Below are 16757 nucleotides of genomic sequence, written 5' to 3' on the forward strand. Positions count from 1 at the left end.
AGTGCGAGCATCCCAAAGGGTAATTTAAGCATCGAATCCGGGATTCGGGCTGTCAAGCGCCTCTTCGGCATCCACCGTCAAACATGGCGAAACAGCCGCCTTAAAGCGCCTGGCCGGCGAGGAGGCGCGGCGCGTTTTTATCGGTGGTGCCAGCGGCCTGTCCAATGAAGTAGGATTTCAACCCCGGCAGGCGATCAACAACACCAAGACCGAAATCGCGCGCGACGCGAATAGGACCGACGTCATTCGAGAAAAGCCGGTTGAGAACATCCGTCGTTATCCCCATGCGCAACGTATCGAAACGTCGCCAGGCCTGGTAACGCTCCAGCACATTGACAGAGCCGATATCCAGTCCCAGCCGATCGGCTTCAATGACCGTTTCGGCAAGTGCGGCGACATCCTTGAAACCAAGATTGAGCCCCTGGCCGGAAATGGGGTGGATACCGTGGGCAGCATCGCCCGCCAAAGCCAAGCGCGGAGCGATGAACGCCCGCGAAAGCGTCAGTCCCAGCGGAAATGCGTTCCGCCCACCCACAGGACGGATAGAACCGAGTTTATGCCCGAAGCGACGTTCGAGCTCTTCCTCGAAGACAAGGTCGTCGGATGCAATCAGGCGGTTGGCATCCGCCGTCCGTTCAGTCCAGACCAGCGACGAACGATTGCCCTTGAGTGGCAGAATGGCAAAAGGACCAGATGGCAGGAAATGCTCCTCGGCGCAGCCGTTATGCGGGCGTTCATGCTCGACCGTGGTAACGATGCCGGACTGGTCATATCCCCAGTGAACCGTTTTTATGCCTGCCATGTCGCGCAGCGCGGAGCGAACACCGTCACAGGCAACCAGAAGCTTCGTGTCTACGGATGTACCATCCGACAACGTCACCGACGTTGACTGTGGGCCAGCAGAAAAACCGGAAACGCTAAGACCATGACGGATTTCGACGCCAAGGCGCTGACACAGACCGCGCAGCGCTCCAACCATCGCAACATTCGGGATCATGTGGGCAAATGGCTTGCCTTCTTCGACGGCACCATCAAAGGTCAGAAACACCGGACGAACCGGATCAGCCGTCTTTGAATCGGTGACGATCATCTTGTGGATCGGTTGCGCTTCGGGTGCGATTTCATCCCAGATACCGAACACATCGAGCATGCGTGTTGCCGCCGCGATTATGGCGGAAGCCCGGAAATCCTTCTTCCAGACATCCTCCGGCGCCGCCTCGATCACCTGCACACCAAGATGCGGCGCAGCCTGCTTTATTGCGACAGCAACGGAAAGTCCGACATACCCGCCTCCGGCTACCACCACGTCAAGCATTGCGCTTCTCCTCAAATCCTTGTGCACACATCATGGTCACACTATAGACGATGTGACGTATTCCTACAGCCGGAGCAGGCCGAAAAAATGTCGCATCCTTCGCAAACGTCAGATCCCATGGAAAACCTGATCGCCACACTCGACCTCGAGAAGCTGGAGGAAAACCTTTTTAGAGGCGAAAGCCCTCAGATCGGATGGCAGCGTGTTTTCGGCGGCCAGGTTATTGCTCAGGCGCTGATCGCGGCTCAAAGGACGGTCGACGAAGATCGGTTCATCCATTCCTTGCATGCCTATTTCATGCGGCCTGGCGATCCGCTTGTGCCCATCGTCTATCAGGTCGAACGCATCCGCGACGGATCGAGTTTCTGTACGCGCCGGGTGGTCGCCGTGCAGCATGGAAAGGCAATCTTCTCCATGTCCGCTTCATTCCAGATCTACGAAGATGGCTTCACCCATCAGATCAAAATGCCAGACGTGACGCCGCCGGAAAAACTGATGAGCGAAGAGCAGATGCAGGCAGCATTCCTTGCCAAGGCGCCGGCATCGATTCGCAAATACTGGGCGAACAAGAGGCCAATCGAAATCAGACCGGTTTCCCTGACCCATTACATCTCCAGGGAAAAACTGGAGCCGCACCAGGATATCTGGGTCCGTGCCGTTGGTAGCGTCCCCGATAACCCGCATTTTCAGTCCGCCATTCTTGCCTATCTCTCAGACATGACACTGCTTGACACGTCGCTCTACGCACATGGCACAACGATTTTTGACCCGGCAATCCAGGTGGCAAGCCTCGATCATGCCATGTGGTTTCATCGTCCGACCAAGCTGGACGATTGGCTTCTCTATACACAAGACAGCCCCAGCACATCAGGTGCGAGAGGCCTTACCCGCGGCAGCATTTTCACCCGAACGGGTGAGCTGATCGCATCGGTCGCCCAAGAGGGTCTGATTCGCAAAAGAGCAAATGATTAAATAATGTGCTTTTTCTCGAAATCGCACATTTTATAGACGCAAAATGCGGCATCAAATGCCGCTTTTTCAGACGCACGTCATATAATTTTTATATTTCAATAACTTACCTATACCACTAAAACTGGCACGCCCTTTGAATGTATGTCGTTAGTCGCTGTTACTGATCTGCCAGCGGCAAGGAGAGTCGGCTCCGTGCCGAGGACAAACAAAGGATGGGAAACCAGATGAAAATTGTGATGGCCATTATTAAGCCGTTCAAGCTGGACGAGGTGCGCGAAGCCCTTACCGCTGTCGGCATCCAGGGCCTGACCGTGACCGAAGTGAAGGGTTACGGACGCCAGAAGGGGCACACCGAAATTTATCGCGGCACGGAATATGCAGTGAGCTTTCTTCCCAAACTGAAGATCGAGATCGCTGTCGCCTCGGACGTAGTGGACAAGGCCGTCGAAGCAATCGCGTCCGCTGCCAAGACCGGCCAGATCGGCGACGGCAAGATCTTTGTCTACTCTATCGAACAGGCCGTGCGCATCCGTACCGGCGAAACCAACACAGAAGCGCTTTAAGCACGGCTGACAGGGGAGTCTTCCAACCATGCAATTCAACAAATTTTCCACGCTTGGCCGTTTGGGCGCCGGTGCGGCGGCCCTGATGGCCCCGGCCATTGCTTTCGCCCAGGATGCTGCGCCCGCAGCCGCTGCCGCTGCAGCGCCGGTCCCGGAAAAGGCCGACACCGCATTCATGTTCCTCGGCACGATCCTCGTCCTGTTCATGATCCTGCCCGGCCTCGCTTTGTTCTACGGCGGTCTCGTCCGCACCAAGAACATGCTCTCCGTTCTGATGCAGTGCACGGTCGTCACCGCAGTCATGATGCTCGTATGGGTGATCTACGGTTACTCATTCGCCTTTGGCGGCGGCACCGGCCCTTATTTCGGCGGCTTCGGCAAACTCTTCCTCTCGGGTGTAACGCTCGACAGCACCTCGGCAACCTTCTCTGAAGGCGTCGTTATCTACGAATACACCTTCATCGCCTTCCAGATGACCTTCGCGGCCATTACACCGGCCCTTATCGTTGGTGCATTCGCAGAACGCATCAAGTTCTCCGCTGTCATCCTCTTCACCGTTTTGTGGGCAACGTTTGTCTACTTCCCGGTCGCGCACATGGTTTGGGACGCAAACGGCCTGATCTTCGGCATGGGCGCTCTTGACTTCGCTGGCGGCACAGTCGTTCACATCAACGCAGGTGTTGCCGGTCTTATCGGCGCGATCATGGTTGGCAAGCGTACCGGCTATGGCAAGGACATGATGGCCCCGCACTCCATGACCCTGACGCTCGTCGGCGCTGCGATGCTGTGGTTCGGCTGGTTCGGCTTTAACGCTGGCTCCAACCTCGAAGCTTCCGGCGGTGCGGTTCTCGCAACCATGAACACCTTCCTCGCAACGGCCGCTGCTGTCGTTTCCTGGTCTGTGGTTGAAAGCTTCACCCGTGGCAAGGCATCCATGCTGGGCGCAGCTTCGGGCATGATCGCTGGTCTGGTTGCCGTAACGCCGGCTGCTGGTTCCGTTGGCCCGATGGGCGCAATCGTACTCGGCCTGATCGTTTCGCCGGTCTGCTACTTCTTCGTGTCCGTCGTGAAGAACAAGTTCGGCTACGACGATACCGCTGACGTCTTCGGCGTTCACGGCATCGGCGGCATCATCGGCGCCCTCGGCACCGGTATCTTCACCTCGCCGCTGCTGGGCGGCACCGGCAAGGAAGACTTCTCGATCGCTTCGCAGGTCTGGACGCAGTTCATCGCTGTCGCTATCACCATCGTCTGGTGCGCTATCGTCTCCGCGATCCTCTACAAGATCGTCGACGTCATCGTTGGTCTGCGTGTACCGGTCGAAGCCGAGCGCGAAGGTCTCGACCTCGCAACCCACGGCGAAGCCGCTTACCACTCCTAAGAAACGACAAGAGGTCCTTAGGACCCGATCGGAAAATGAAAGGCCCGTCTCGACGGGCCTTTTTTTGTGAAATGTTTGCCGCTTACGTCAGTCCAGGCAGCGAAAAACCGCATGGTTAACATCGTATTAACCAGCAGGCGGTTAGTTTTCCCTGTCAATCCGGGATTCGGCGATCTGTCGAATCTTGCCAAAACCAGAAAAGCAACGGGTTCAGGACATGGGCAGAGCCAATTCTCCGACATTCGATGGTCGTCACAACAGGTTTGTGCTGACGGCCTTTTTCATGCGGCAGATTATGGCCCTAGGCGGCTTTACGCTTCTTGCCCTGATCGCACTTGGTATCGCATCACTTGCGACATGGAATGTTGCCGACCCAAGCCTGTCCTACGCGACGGCAAACGAGCCAACCAATCTTCTGGGCCATAGCGGCGCGATTTTCGCCGATCTCATGATGCAGTTCTTCGGCCTGTCGTCGATCGTGTCGCTTTTGCCGGTTCTGGCATGGGCGATCATCCTGATTGCCGGGCGTAAATTCAACAGGGTTCCGGCACGTCTGGTTGCATGGGTCGCAGGTGCTTTTGTTGGCGCCGCGTCACTCGGCTGTTTTCCCGCACCGGTAACATGGCCACTTCCCAACGGCATCGGTGGCGTGATCGGCGATATGATTCTGCGCTTTCCCGCGCTGTTTATCGGTGCCTATCCAACCGGCACGGTCGCCACTGTCCTTGGTGTCCTGTTTGCTCTGCCAGCCGCATGGCTGATGTTGTTCGCCGCAGGTCTTCTCGGAACGCCGGATGAAGAAGACTACGTCGAACCGGTCGCGCCCACCCAGAGCAAGGCACGCTCCGTGCGCCAGGAAGAAGAGGACGAGGACGATGATGGCGAGGGTTTCCTTGCCCGCATCCTGCCTCTCGGTCTGCTCGCTCACTACTGGTACATCACACAGGCACGGTTCCGTCGTCTTTTCGGACTGAAGTCGAAATCTCTGCACGACGAATTCGAACAGCCTTACGATTTCAACGAATATGAATTCGGCACACTGAATGAACCATCGCGCCTGAAGACAGCGATCAATCGCCTGGATCAGCGCGCCGAGCCCTCGTTCGAAGAACGGGCAGCCCGCCGCCAGATGTCGCCCCCGCCAATTTCCCTGGACCACGGCGACGAACATGACGACGATCCGCCGTTTGATATGGACGAACGCCGCCTTCCCGATGGCATCCTCTCAGGCGACGAAGACGATGCCAAATTCACCAACCGGCAGCCGGCAGGGCGTGGCCAGACCCGCATTACTGCACCTTCGGCACGTCCGAAGCCCAGCGAGCGCGGGGTGCGCGAAGCGCAATCCTCCTTCATCGCGCCCGATGGCTTCCAGCTTCCAACCGTTCATCTTCTGGCAGAGCCCAAAAACATCGTTCGCGACAATACGCTGAGCGAGGAAGTGCTGGAGCAGAATGCGCGCCTTCTTGAAGGCGTTCTCGAAGATTTCGGCGTCAAGGGTGAGATCATCCATGTGCGCCCCGGCCCTGTCGTCACCCTTTACGAACTGGAGCCTGCGCCGGGCATCAAATCATCGCGCGTTATCGGCCTGGCCGACGACATTGCCCGTTCGATGAGCGCGATCGCAGCACGTGTCGCAGTTGTTCCTGGCCGCAACGCCATCGGTATCGAATTGCCAAACCAGAGCCGCGAAACCGTGTTCCTGCGTGAACTGATCGGCAGCCGCGACTTCGAAAACAGCAAGGCGAAACTTGCGATGGCGCTCGGCAAGACCATTGGAGGAGAACCGGTCATCGCCGATCTCGCCAAGATGCCGCATCTGCTCGTTGCGGGTACAACAGGCTCGGGTAAATCGGTCGCGATCAACACCATGATCCTGTCGCTGCTTTACCGCATGTCGCCGGAACAGTGCCGGCTTATCATGATCGACCCCAAGATGCTTGAACTGTCCATCTATGATGGCATCCCGCATTTGCTCTCTCCCGTTGTCACGGATCCGAAAAAGGCAGTCGTTGCCTTGAAGTGGACCGTGCGTGAGATGGAAGAGCGCTACAAAAAGATGTCGAAGATCGGCGTCCGCAACATCGACGGCTTCAACAGCCGTGTCCAGCAGGCCATCGACAAGGGTGAAATCCTTACCCGTACCGTACAGACCGGTTTTGACCGCCAGACCGGTGAGGCGATGTACGAAACGGAAGAGTTCGACCTGAAGCCCCTACCCTATATCGTCGTCATCATCGACGAAATGGCTGACCTCATGATGGTTGCCGGCAAGGACATCGAAGGTGCGGTTCAGCGTCTTGCGCAGATGGCGCGTGCCGCAGGCATCCACGTCATCATGGCGACACAGCGTCCTTCGGTCGACGTTATCACCGGCACGATCAAGGCGAACTTCCCGACCCGTATCTCGTTCCAGGTGACATCGAAGATCGACAGCCGCACCATTCTTGGCGAACAGGGTGCAGAACAGCTGCTCGGTATGGGCGACATGCTCTACATGGCTGGCGGCGGGCGCATTCAGCGCGTTCACGGCCCCTTTGTGTCCGACAATGAAGTCGAAGAAATCGTCGCCTATCTCAAGACGCAGGGCGCACCAGAATATCTCGAGGCCATCACCGAGGAAGACGACGACGAAGATGGCGGTGGCCCTGCGGGCACCGGCAATCTGTCCGAGTCCGACGATCCCTACGATCAGGCAGTTGCCGTCGTATTGCGTGATGGAAAGGCATCCACCTCCTATGTCCAGCGACGTCTCGGCATTGGTTACAACCGCGCCGCATCGCTGATCGAGCGGATGGAGCAGGAGGGGATCATCGGCCCGGCAAATCACGCCGGAAAGCGCGAAATACTCGTCCCGACAGAAGCAGACATCATCGAACGATAGACGCGCAACCAGACAGGCCATGTAAGCGTTATTCGTCGCTTGCAGCGTCATGAAGCCGCCGCGTTTGTGCGGAAAATCGATGCGATGAAGGAGAATAGAATGGACCATCTCACGACCGGCAAGACTGTGTCGGCAACATCATCGCAAAACGGCATGTCACGACGCGGCGTACTCACCGTATTTTCGATGGCAGCGGCAATGGCCGGTTTGTCGCCGTTGCATGCTCTTGCGCAGTCATCCGGCGAAAACGCCACAGCACAGAAGATTGCCAACCACTTCTCGTCGGTCAAAACCATGATGGGAGAATTCGTCCAGTTCGGCCCGCGCGGGGAACAGACGGGTGGCAAATTCTACATCGAGCGCCCCGGCAAGCTGCGCTTCAACTACGAAGATCCGTCACCGATGCGTGTTATCGCTGACGGCAAGAATGTCGTGATTGGTAACGCCAAGCTGAAAACCTGGGATTTGTACCCGCTATCAAAAACACCGCTCAGCCTGCTGCTCTCGAACAAGATCGATCTGAGCAACCAGAAGGTACGTGATGTCAAGGAAGAGTCCGACCTGACCACCATCGTGCTCGGTGACAAGAGTGTTTTTGGTGACTCCACCATCACCTTGATGTTCGACCCGAAAACCTTCGATCTGCGCCAGTGGACGACCACCGACGCGCAGAACAAGGATACGACGGTTATGATCTTCAACGTCCAGACGGGCGTAAATTTCGACGAGCGCGTCTTCAACATCAACTATGAAGAAGTCCGCAAGCGCGGCTGACGCTGTATTTCGCACAGTAATTCAGGAAAGGCGGCCATCGGCCGCCTTTTCTATTTTGCCGCGAAAATACGTTCCCGTTTGCTTCGTGATGTTATAAGCCTTCGGCTTTGCGACGGACTGGATCAAGAGCGGCTGCAGGATTTAGGGCAGCAACAGCGGGGCACATTTCATGACATTTTCGATAACCACCTGGAACATCAACTCGGTGCGACTGCGCATGCCACTCGTTGAACAATTCCTGGTTCGTTACAAACCGGATATTCTTTGCCTGCAGGAAACCAAGTGCCCAAATGGCGAATTTCCGATGAAGCCGTTGAGAGCACTCGGCTACGAGCATGTGGTCATTCACGGCCAGAAGGGCTACCACGGCGTCGCTATTGCTTCGAAAATTCCGCTCGTCGAGGATCATCGTCAGGACTATTGCGGCATCGGCGATGCCCGGCATATCTCCGCCGTGGTCGAAGTGGGATCGCGTCGCATTCGGCTTCACAATTTTTACGTTCCCGCAGGTGGCGACGAACCTGATCGATCGATCAACCCGAAATTCGGCCACAAGCTCGATTTTATCGAAGAAATGAAAGCCTTGCGGGCGAATGGCCTACCCGGCACCTCGTCAATCTTGGTGGGTGATCTCAACATCGCACCGCTTGAAAACGACGTCTGGTCGCATAAGCAACTCCTCAAGATCGTCAGTCACACGCCTGTCGAGACTGAAGGGCTACTGGACGTGATGAAACAAGGGGACTGGCTTGATCTGATGCGGCTGAACGTGCCGGACGGCGAGAAAATCTACACCTGGTGGAGTTATCGCGCCAAGGATTGGGAAGCAGCCGACCGCGGACGGCGTCTGGATCACATCTGGTCGTCACAGGATTTGGGCGCATCGCTTGAAAAAATCGATATCCTGCGTGAAGCGCGTGGCTGGAACCGCCCTTCCGACCACGTACCCGTCACCGCCCATTTCCGCTTCTAGATCCGGTATTCGGTCATGCGAAGCGGTTTTGTAACCGCGCCGTGCCTGCAGCGAGTGAGGCGATGTTATCGCGAATACGCGCGGTAACGATATCCGCGACCTCAGGAAACTCTTCGACCAGACGGTGAAAGAGGATGCGCGTGATACGGATGACTTCAGAGTCCTCCGCCGCAATGGCCGTGAATTTTCGCTCACACAACGTAAAAAGCGCCAGCTCCGATAACAACGCGCCTCGACCGGGCGTTGCCTGCAGCACGGGTTTGCCATCGCGGCCCGCACTGAAAAGTTCGAAGCGGCCGGTGGTGACAGCAAATGCGCATTCGGCAGGAGAGTGCTCGCGAAACAGGGTCTGCCCGGACGAAACCTTGCGACGCTCTGCCCCGAAGGCAATCAGACGCAACTGGTCATCACTGAAGCCCGCAAACAACGGAACCAGCCCCAGCAGCATGATGTCGTCCGTTAAGGCCATATCGATCCCAGCTCCAGAAAACCGCTCATTCTATTATAGAGCGGTTTTCCGTTATCGGCGTGAGGAAAACAAGGCACGACCACCCGAAACAAGGTTTGTTCAGGGAACGATTTTGTAACCGCCGTTCTCTGTGACCAAAATCTCGGCGTTGGACGGATCACGTTCGATTTTCTGACGCAGGCGATAGACATGCGTTTCAAGCGTGTGCGTCGTTACCCCGGAATTGTAACCCCAGACCTCTTCAAGCAGCACGTCACGAGTAACGACCGTGCTGCCAGCGCGATAAAGGTAACGGATGATGGCCGCTTCTTTCTCGGTGAGGCGGATTTTCTTGCCATCTTCGGTCGTCAGCAGCTTCTGGCTCGGCTTGAACTGGTAGGGACCAACCGTGAAAACCGCGTCTTCGCTCTGCTCATATTGCCGAAGCTGCGCACGGATGCGAGCCAGCAAGACGGCAAACCGGAATGGTTTCGTCACGTAGTCGTTTGCGCCAGCCTCAAGGCCGAGAATGGTGTCGGAGTCCGTATCATGCCCGGTGAGCATGATAATCGGCGCCTTGAAGCCACCCTTGCGCAAGAGCTTGACAGCTTCACGACCGTCCATATCGGGAAGCCCAACGTCCATAATCAAAAGGTCGACTTGGGACGATTTGGCGATTTGTGTAGCCTGCGCCGCGTTGGCGCCACTCAGAATCGAGAATTCCTCATAAGGAGACAGTTGCTCGGTCAGCGTCTCCCGAAGATCGTCATCGTCGTCTACGAGAAGTATAGTGCGGGCCGTCATTCGGATTCTCAGCCTTTCTTTGCTTTAATCGTGAGCCAATTCAGCGGTTTGCCGGTAAAACGTCAACCCATTGCCATCATATAACGACGTGCTATGACTTCACGTTGAATAACCTTCAAAGCAAAATCTCGTGAAACCAATCGCCAGACCGCCTGTTAAACAACATAAACGCACTTCGACGCTGGTGGTTCGGCAGGCGCCGTCGAAAATCAATCGCGCCATCGTCCAGCTCGGTCATCTCACCTTCCCGGCAGCGATAGGCCGCAACGGAAGAACGCCCATGAAGCGCGAAGGTGATGGAAAATCACCGATTTCCACGATGCGGCTGCTGCACGGGTTTTATCGTGGCGACCGCGCCGGAAAGACAACGACCGCCTTACCAATGACGCGTATCCGCAAATCCATGTTGTGGTGCGACGCCCCTTGCGACCCGAACTACAATCGTCTTGTCAAAGCCCCCTTTGTACCAAGCCATGAAGAAATGGCCCGTACTGACAGCCTTTACGATGTGTGTCTGGTCCTGGACTGGAACATCACCTCACGTCGACGCCATCGTGGTTCGGCGATTTTCATGCATCTGATCCGTCCCGGCTTCGAACCGACGGCAGGATGTGTTGCGGTTCGACCACGGGACATGCAGCGAATTCTCACCAGTATGCGTAAGGGCAGCCGTATCTGTATCCTTTAATGCAAACAAAAAACCCGCCATCACTGGCGGGCTTTTTTAGAAGGAAGAGCCGTAAATTATGCGGCTTCGTCCTGAGAATCGTCTTCTTCAACGGCCTTGCCACGCTTCGGACCCTTGCTGAGATTGGTCTCAACCAGGCGAACTGCTTCGGTTTCGGACATCTTGTTAACGGCCGCAATTTCGCGAGCCATACGGTCGAGTGCTGCTTCGTAAAGCTGACGCTCGGAGTAGGACTGCTCCGGCTGGTTTTCTGCACGATACAGATCGCGCACCACTTCTGCGATGGCGATCAGGTCGCCCGAATTGATCTTGGCATCATATTCCTGGGCGCGACGCGACCACATGGTACGCTTCACGCGCGCTTTGCCCTGAACAACTTTCAGTGCGCGCTCAACGAAATCTCCTTCGGAGAGCTTGCGCATGCCGATGCTGACTGCCTTGGCTACAGGAACCTTGAGGCGCATCTTGTCTTTTTCGAAATCGATCACAAAAAGCTCGAGCTTCATGCCGGCAACTTCTTGTTCCTCGATTGCAGAAATGGTACCGACACCATGAGCGGGATACACGATCGCTTCACCGGTCTTGAAACCGTGACGTGCTGGAGATTTCTTCTGCTGGGTCGTCATTCGTTCTAAAAACTCCCTGTTACATACCCGTTGTAGCGGGTTGGGTCGGTCAGGCCCTGATGAGACGGGGGAAACCGTCAGGTGACTCCGCACTGGTCCAACTGTGCGCGCAAAAACTTCCCTTCTCGCAACTCGGGTTTCGAGAGCGTAAACGCTCGATATGTCACGGGAACCGCGTGCAAAAGAAGAGTTGCTTTCGTGGTGTTTTTGGGCACACAAATGCCGCGCTGTGGATCAGTGTCCGTGGTGTACCACAAAAATAGGCGCGAATCAATAATTTGCTTCCATCGTGGCCGCAGCAGCACACAACGGTCGGTGAACCGCGTCTAAAAACGGCTCCCAAAATACCGCTGTTTTGCTTCTATGGCTCGACAAAATCGGCAAAAGCAATAAATTTTCACTGCCAAGCGTCAGAAACGCAAATGCCTCTTAAACTCTTCGCAATTACACGCCAATATCCGATTCGACCGAGAAGGCAAAATCGTGACTTTCACGATGCTTTTTCTCTTTAAAGTGTGATTTTTTGGAGGAATCCGCGCAAAATGGGCTACAGAAACAATCCAAAACGTGAAAAACAGATCGAAAAAGCACGAAATCTCGCAAGCACCCAGACAGCGCCATTTCTCGATCCAGGCATTCTTTACGGGCGCGCAAGCCCTGACGACATAGAATATTATTCCGCCGAAATGCTGGCCACGAGTGCCGCGCATACCTATGAGGCGCTGGCGCGTTCGAAAGGCGAGAAACCCTATATCAGCATATCGTCGGTCGAAGGTGTAACACCGAAGGATATTCCCGTTACAGTCTTGACCATCATCGGGCGGAACATGCCGTTCCTCTACGATTCCGTGATGGGAGAAGTGACCAGCAGCTTCCGTGGTCTCTACCTTGCTGTGCACCCTATTCTCGTTCACGACGAAAAATCAGAAGCAGGCTACCGCCTTGCCGAAGCAGAAGATGATCCGGCCCAAAACATCAGCCTCATTCAACTGCATATCGCACCTTTAACGCCACAGGCTGCCGCCACCCTCGAAGAACGGCTGCGTTTCGTACTGGCCCAGGTCCACTCCGCCTATAGCGACTGGAAGCCCATGCTTGGGAAGCTGGACGAAGCGCTTGCGGAACTGTCGGAACGTGGATCTGCAAGACGCAAGACCGAGCGCAAGGAAGCGGTCGAATTCCTCAACTGGCTGCGCAACGACAACTTCACCTTCCTCGGCATGCGCGACTATACCTACTCCGGCAAGGGGAAGAACGCCCGCATCGAGCGCGGCGATGGCGTCGGCCTTGGTATTTTGAGCGATCCGGACGTTCGTGTTCTGCGTCTTGGCAAGGATGCGGTCACAACGACCCCGGAGATCCTGGCATTCCTTGACGGCCCCGACTTCCTGATCGTCACCAAGGCCAATGTGAAATCCATCGTGCACCGTCGCGCCTATATGGACTACATCGGCATTAAGCGCTTCGATGAAGATGGCAATGTCACCGGCGAGTTGCGCATCGTCGGCCTCTTTACCGCCACCGCTTACACGCGTCCTGTCAGGCAAATTCCCCTGCTCCGCGCCAAGGTGGCAGAGGTTGAGCGCCATTTCGGTTTTGATCCGAACAGTCACTCCGGCCGAATTCTTCACAATACGCTGGAGGCCTATCCGCGGGACGACCTCTTCCAGATCGAAGAGGATTTGCTGATCCGCTTTGTCGAGCAGATCATGGAACTCAGCGATCGCCCGCGCGTGCGCGTGCTTGCCCGTATCGATCGCTTCGACCGTTTTGTCTCCGCCATCATTTTCGTGCCGCGCGAGGAATACAACTCCTACGTCCGCGAGAAGATCGGCGACTATCTGAGCAAGGTCTACAACGGCCACATCTCGGCCTATTATCCGGCCTTCCCAGAAGGGGCCGTTGCCCGCGTGCATTTCATCGTCGGTCGTACGGACGGAAAGACGCCACGCATTGCTCAGGACAAGCTGGAAGATGCAGTCAGCGATATCGCCGCGCGCTGGATAGACCATTTCGTTGCGCTCTCCGAAGCCGGAGCACCGCTGCTGGATGTGGATCAGGCCTATCAGGAGGCCTTTACACCGGAAGAGGCTGTCGGCGACATGCGCGACATCGTTGCGACAGCAAAGGGTGAGGAGGTCCGGATCGAGTTCTATCGCCAGGACGATCAACCACAGGATAGGCTGTCCCTCAAAATCTTCCACCGCGACGGCCACCTGCCGCTGTCGCGCCGCGTGCCGCTGCTTGAAAATCTCGGCTTCAACGTTATCAGCGAACGTACCTTTGATATCGGTGTCCTGTCAGAAGGTGACCGTCAGGATATCGTGCTGCATGACATGGAGCTGGCAATTGCCACCGGTGCTGCACTTGATCTCGCCGTCTACGGCCCGCGTCTTGAAGACGCATTCCTGGCCGCATTTGCGGGCAAGGTTGACAACGACAATTTCAACCGCCTCATCCTCGCCGCTGGCGTAACGGTGCGGGAAGCCTCTGTGCTCCGCGCTTACGCCCGTTATCTGCGACAGACCGGGATCGTGTATTCGCAGGAGCATATCTCCGAAACGCTGTTCAAATACCCGGCCATTACCCGCAAACTGTTCGATCTGTTTGCGACAGACTTCGATCCGGCCATCGCCGAAAAGACCCGCGTCAAAAAGCTCTCCGAGCTGCATAAGGCGATCGAGACAGCCCTCGCCGGCGTTCCGAACCTTGATGAAGACCGGACATTGAGACGTTACGTCAATGCCATCGACGCGACATTGCGCACCAACTATTTCCAGAAAAACGAGGATGGTACACCGCGCGAAGTGCTGGCCTTCAAGTTTGATCCGAAGCATCTCGACGGCCTTCCCGATCCCCGGCCCTTCCGCGAAATCTTCGTCTACGGAACCGAGGTCGAGGGGGTGCACCTGCGCTTTGGAAAGGTCGCTCGCGGCGGTCTGCGCTGGTCGGATCGCGGCCAGGACTACCGCACCGAGGTGCTCGGTCTCGTCAAGGCGCAGCAGGTCAAGAATGCTGTGATCGTACCTGTGGGTGCAAAAGGTGGCTTCTTCCCGAAAGCACTACCGGCCGGCGGCACACGCGACGAAGTCTTTAATGCCGGTCGCGAAGCCTACAAGACCTACATTCGCACGCTGTTGTCGATCACCGACAATATCATCGGCGATGACATTGTTGCACCGGCCGACACCTTGCGACTGGACGGAGATGACCCCTACTTCGTCGTCGCAGCCGACAAGGGAACGGCGACCTTCTCCGACACGGCCAATGGGCTTGCCCGCGAAGCGAACTTCTGGCTCGACGATGCTTTTGCGTCCGGCGGATCGGCCGGTTACGACCACAAGAAAATGGGCATTACCGCCCGTGGCGCGTGGGAAACCGTAAAACGCCACTTCCGTGAAATGGATACCGATATCCAGACGACGCCATTCACGGTGGCTGGCGTCGGCGATATGTCCGGCGACGTATTCGGCAACGGCATGCTGCTGTCTGAAAAGATCAGACTGATTGCCGCCTTCGATCACCGCGACATCTTCATCGATCCAGACCCCGACACGGATCAGTCCTTTGCCGAGCGCAAGCGTATCTTCGAATTGCCGCGCTCCAGCTGGCAGGACTATAATCGTTCGCTGCTTTCAAAGGGTGCGATGATTATTTCCCGCGCGGAAAAATCGGTCACGCTGACACCTGAGGCAGCGGCAGCCATTGGCATCGACAAAACCGTTGCCACGCCGTTTGAAATCATGACGGCCATCCTGAAATCGCCTGTCGATCTGCTGTGGTTTGGCGGTATCGGCACCTACATCAAGGCGGCAGTCGAAACCAACGCCGAAGTTGGTGACAGAGCCAATGATCCGATCCGCGTCAATGCCACTGAAGTTCGGGCCAAGGTGATTGGCGAAGGCGCCAATCTCGGCATCACCCAGAAAGGCCGTATTGCCTATTCTCTGGCTGGCGGACGTTGCAACTCTGACGCCATCGACAACTCTGCAGGCGTCAATTCCTCGGACGTCGAGGTCAACATCAAGATTGCGCTGGCGTCTGCCGTTAACAGCGGTCGCCTGACCCTGCCAAAGCGGAACCAGCTTCTTGCGTCCATGACGCCGGAAGTGGCGCACCTGGTGCTGCGCAACAACTACCTGCAGTCGCTGGCGATTTCACTGACCGAACGACTGGGTACCGGTAACCGCGAAGAACTCGGCCGGTTGATGAGTGCACTGGAAGCGGCCGGGCAATTGAACCGCAAGGTCGAAACCCTACCGAACGACGCCGAATTCACCGAACGTTACGCCAGCGGAAAACCGCTGACCCGCCCTGAAATCGGTGTTCTGCTCTCCTATGCAAAGCTGACGCTGTTTGATGCACTGGTGGCAAGCTCTCTGCCGGACGAACCCTATCTCCAGCATCTGCTGGTGGATTACTTCCCCGTCAAAATGCAGAAGACCTATGCAGCGGATATCACAAGCCACCGGCTGCACCGCGAAATCGTTGCGACCGCACTTGCCAATACGGTCGTGAACCGTGGCGGACCGGGCTTCGTACAGAAGCTTGCCGATGCCAGCGGCCTGTTGCCTGCCGATGTCGTCAAGGCGGCCATGATTGTCGAAGACGGTTTCGGTCTGAAGCGCCTCTGGTCTGAGGTCGATGCACTTGACGGAAAAATCAGCGGCAACATCCAGAATGAGCTCTACGCCAGGATCACCCGCATATTCTCCGAGGTGAGCAGGCTTTATCTGCAAGCGCGCGGTGCGAGTGCTGGCACAAATGCGATGGCGGACGAGATCGAGCGCCTGAAAAGCGCCGTGAAATCCCTGGCTCCGGCGGCAGCGAAGTATCGCCAGCAACTCGGTGCCACGGAACTTGAAGGGGTACCATCCGGCCTGCTCCAGGAACTCGATACTCTGTCGCTCCTGGTTTACGTTCCGGAGATCATGCTTATCGCCGACAGCGCCTCGACGTCTCTTGCGCGTGCAGCAGAAAGCTATGCGACAGTCTCTGCGACGTTCCGTGTGGCAAGGTTGCTGGAAGCAAGCCAGCGCATTTCGCCTGCCGACCACTACGAAAGTCTGGCGCTCCTGCGCAATCAGGATCAGATTTCCTCGGCGAGACGCAAGATCGTCGTGTCTGCGCTGACGGAATACGCAAAGGAGAAGGACCCTGTACAGGCCTGGTATGCTGCTGACCGCGTTCGCGTCAATCGTATCGTCTCGGAACTCGCTGCGTTGAGCGATAGCGGCGAAATCAATCTGGCACGACTGACGGTCGCAGCTGGATTGCTGGCCGACATCGTTCTGGCTCGCTGAGATCGACTGAGTTCCAGATCAGTGGA

The 16757-nt window shown here is 56.6% G+C and carries 12 protein-coding genes; 8 read left to right on the forward strand and 4 right to left on the reverse strand.

Annotated features, from left to right (window positions below; genetic code table 11):
* Nucleotides 1–100: 100 nt before the first annotated feature.
* On the reverse strand, nt 101–1315 hold the full coding sequence (locus tag FY156_14600) for a ubiquinone biosynthesis hydroxylase (GenBank protein ID UXS02611.1): 1215 nt from the start codon (nt 1313–1315) through the stop codon (nt 101–103).
* Nucleotides 1316–1402: 87 nt separating this feature from the next.
* On the opposite strand from FY156_14600, the gene tesB reads away from it, so the two are divergent.
* The 6 genes from tesB (at nt 1403) to FY156_14630 (ending at nt 8862) form a co-directional block, all read left to right on the forward strand.
* Nucleotides 1403–2287, forward strand: a complete 885-nt coding sequence (gene tesB, locus FY156_14605) for an acyl-CoA thioesterase II (protein UXS02612.1) — start codon at nt 1403–1405, stop codon at nt 2285–2287.
* 212 nt (nt 2288–2499) lie between these two features.
* Complete coding sequence (locus FY156_14610) at nt 2500–2850, forward strand: P-II family nitrogen regulator (GenBank protein ID UXS02613.1); 351 nt, start codon at nt 2500–2502, stop codon at nt 2848–2850.
* Nucleotides 2851–2878: 28 nt separating this feature from the next.
* Complete coding sequence (locus FY156_14615; protein UXS02614.1) at nt 2879–4231, forward strand: ammonium transporter; 1353 nt, start codon at nt 2879–2881, stop codon at nt 4229–4231.
* A gap of 217 nt (nt 4232–4448) precedes the next feature.
* Nucleotides 4449–7115 (forward strand): DNA translocase FtsK, encoded by a 2667-nt coding sequence (locus FY156_14620; GenBank protein ID UXS02615.1) that lies wholly within the window; start codon nt 4449–4451, stop codon nt 7113–7115.
* A 99-nt stretch (nt 7116–7214) separates the two neighbouring features.
* Nucleotides 7215–7889, forward strand: coding sequence for an outer membrane lipoprotein carrier protein LolA (locus FY156_14625; protein UXS02616.1), 675 nt, complete (start codon nt 7215–7217; stop codon nt 7887–7889).
* Between the two features lie 169 nt (nt 7890–8058).
* Nucleotides 8059–8862, forward strand: a complete 804-nt coding sequence (locus FY156_14630; protein UXS02617.1) for an exodeoxyribonuclease III — start codon at nt 8059–8061, stop codon at nt 8860–8862.
* 13 nt (nt 8863–8875) lie between these two features.
* On the opposite strand, the gene FY156_14635 is transcribed toward FY156_14630, so the two are convergent.
* Together FY156_14635 and FY156_14640 are read right to left on the reverse strand one after the other, a co-directional pair.
* Entirely contained in the window at nt 8876–9331 is a 456-nt protein-coding gene (locus FY156_14635) for a cyclic nucleotide-binding domain-containing protein (GenBank protein ID UXS02618.1), read from the reverse strand.
* Between the two features lie 99 nt (nt 9332–9430).
* Nucleotides 9431–10114, reverse strand: coding sequence for a response regulator transcription factor (locus FY156_14640; GenBank protein UXS02619.1), 684 nt, complete (start codon nt 10112–10114; stop codon nt 9431–9433).
* A gap of 184 nt (nt 10115–10298) precedes the next feature.
* Here FY156_14640 and FY156_14645 point away from each other — a divergent pair, with 184 nt between their 5' ends.
* The gene (locus FY156_14645) at nt 10299–10802 is read left to right on the forward strand and encodes a L,D-transpeptidase (GenBank protein UXS03161.1); all 504 of its coding nucleotides are present in this window, start codon (nt 10299–10301) and stop codon (nt 10800–10802) included.
* A gap of 56 nt (nt 10803–10858) precedes the next feature.
* Here FY156_14645 and FY156_14650 read toward each other — a convergent pair whose 3' ends face one another.
* Nucleotides 10859–11428 carry a CarD family transcriptional regulator gene (locus FY156_14650; GenBank protein ID UXS02620.1) on the reverse strand — a complete coding sequence of 190 codons (570 nt, stop codon included), beginning with the start codon at nt 11426–11428 and terminating at the stop codon, nt 10859–10861.
* Between the two features lie 542 nt (nt 11429–11970).
* Between FY156_14650 and FY156_14655 the strand changes: the two genes are divergently transcribed.
* Nucleotides 11971–16731 (forward strand): NAD-glutamate dehydrogenase, encoded by a 4761-nt coding sequence (locus FY156_14655; GenBank protein UXS02621.1) that lies wholly within the window; start codon nt 11971–11973, stop codon nt 16729–16731.
* The last annotated feature ends 26 nt before the right edge of the window (nt 16732–16757 follow it).

The sequence above is a fragment of the Agrobacterium tumefaciens genome (assembly GCA_025559845.1).
Classification (GTDB): Bacteria; Pseudomonadota; Alphaproteobacteria; order Rhizobiales; family Rhizobiaceae; genus Agrobacterium.

What these genes read in the sequence shown, in the direction of transcription:
- FY156_14600 (UXS02611.1), bottom strand. Translation starts at nt 1,315, where the DNA reads ATGCTTGACGTGGTGGTAGCCGGAGGCGGGTATGTCGGACTTTCCGTT.
- tesB (UXS02612.1), top strand. Translation starts at nt 1,403, where the DNA reads ATGTCGCATCCTTCGCAAACGTCAGATCCCATGGAAAACCTGATCGCC.
- FY156_14610 (UXS02613.1), top strand. Translation starts at nt 2,500, where the DNA reads ATGGGAAACCAGATGAAAATTGTGATGGCCATTATTAAGCCGTTCAAG.
- FY156_14615 (UXS02614.1), top strand. Translation starts at nt 2,879, where the DNA reads ATGCAATTCAACAAATTTTCCACGCTTGGCCGTTTGGGCGCCGGTGCG.
- FY156_14620 (UXS02615.1), top strand. Translation starts at nt 4,449, where the DNA reads ATGGGCAGAGCCAATTCTCCGACATTCGATGGTCGTCACAACAGGTTT.
- FY156_14625 (UXS02616.1), top strand. Translation starts at nt 7,215, where the DNA reads ATGGACCATCTCACGACCGGCAAGACTGTGTCGGCAACATCATCGCAA.
- FY156_14630 (UXS02617.1), top strand. Translation starts at nt 8,059, where the DNA reads ATGACATTTTCGATAACCACCTGGAACATCAACTCGGTGCGACTGCGC.
- FY156_14635 (UXS02618.1), bottom strand. Translation starts at nt 9,331, where the DNA reads ATGGCCTTAACGGACGACATCATGCTGCTGGGGCTGGTTCCGTTGTTT.
- FY156_14640 (UXS02619.1), bottom strand. Translation starts at nt 10,114, where the DNA reads ATGACGGCCCGCACTATACTTCTCGTAGACGACGATGACGATCTTCGG.
- FY156_14650 (UXS02620.1), bottom strand. Translation starts at nt 11,428, where the DNA reads ATGACGACCCAGCAGAAGAAATCTCCAGCACGTCACGGTTTCAAGACC.
- FY156_14655 (UXS02621.1), top strand. Translation starts at nt 11,971, where the DNA reads ATGGGCTACAGAAACAATCCAAAACGTGAAAAACAGATCGAAAAAGCA.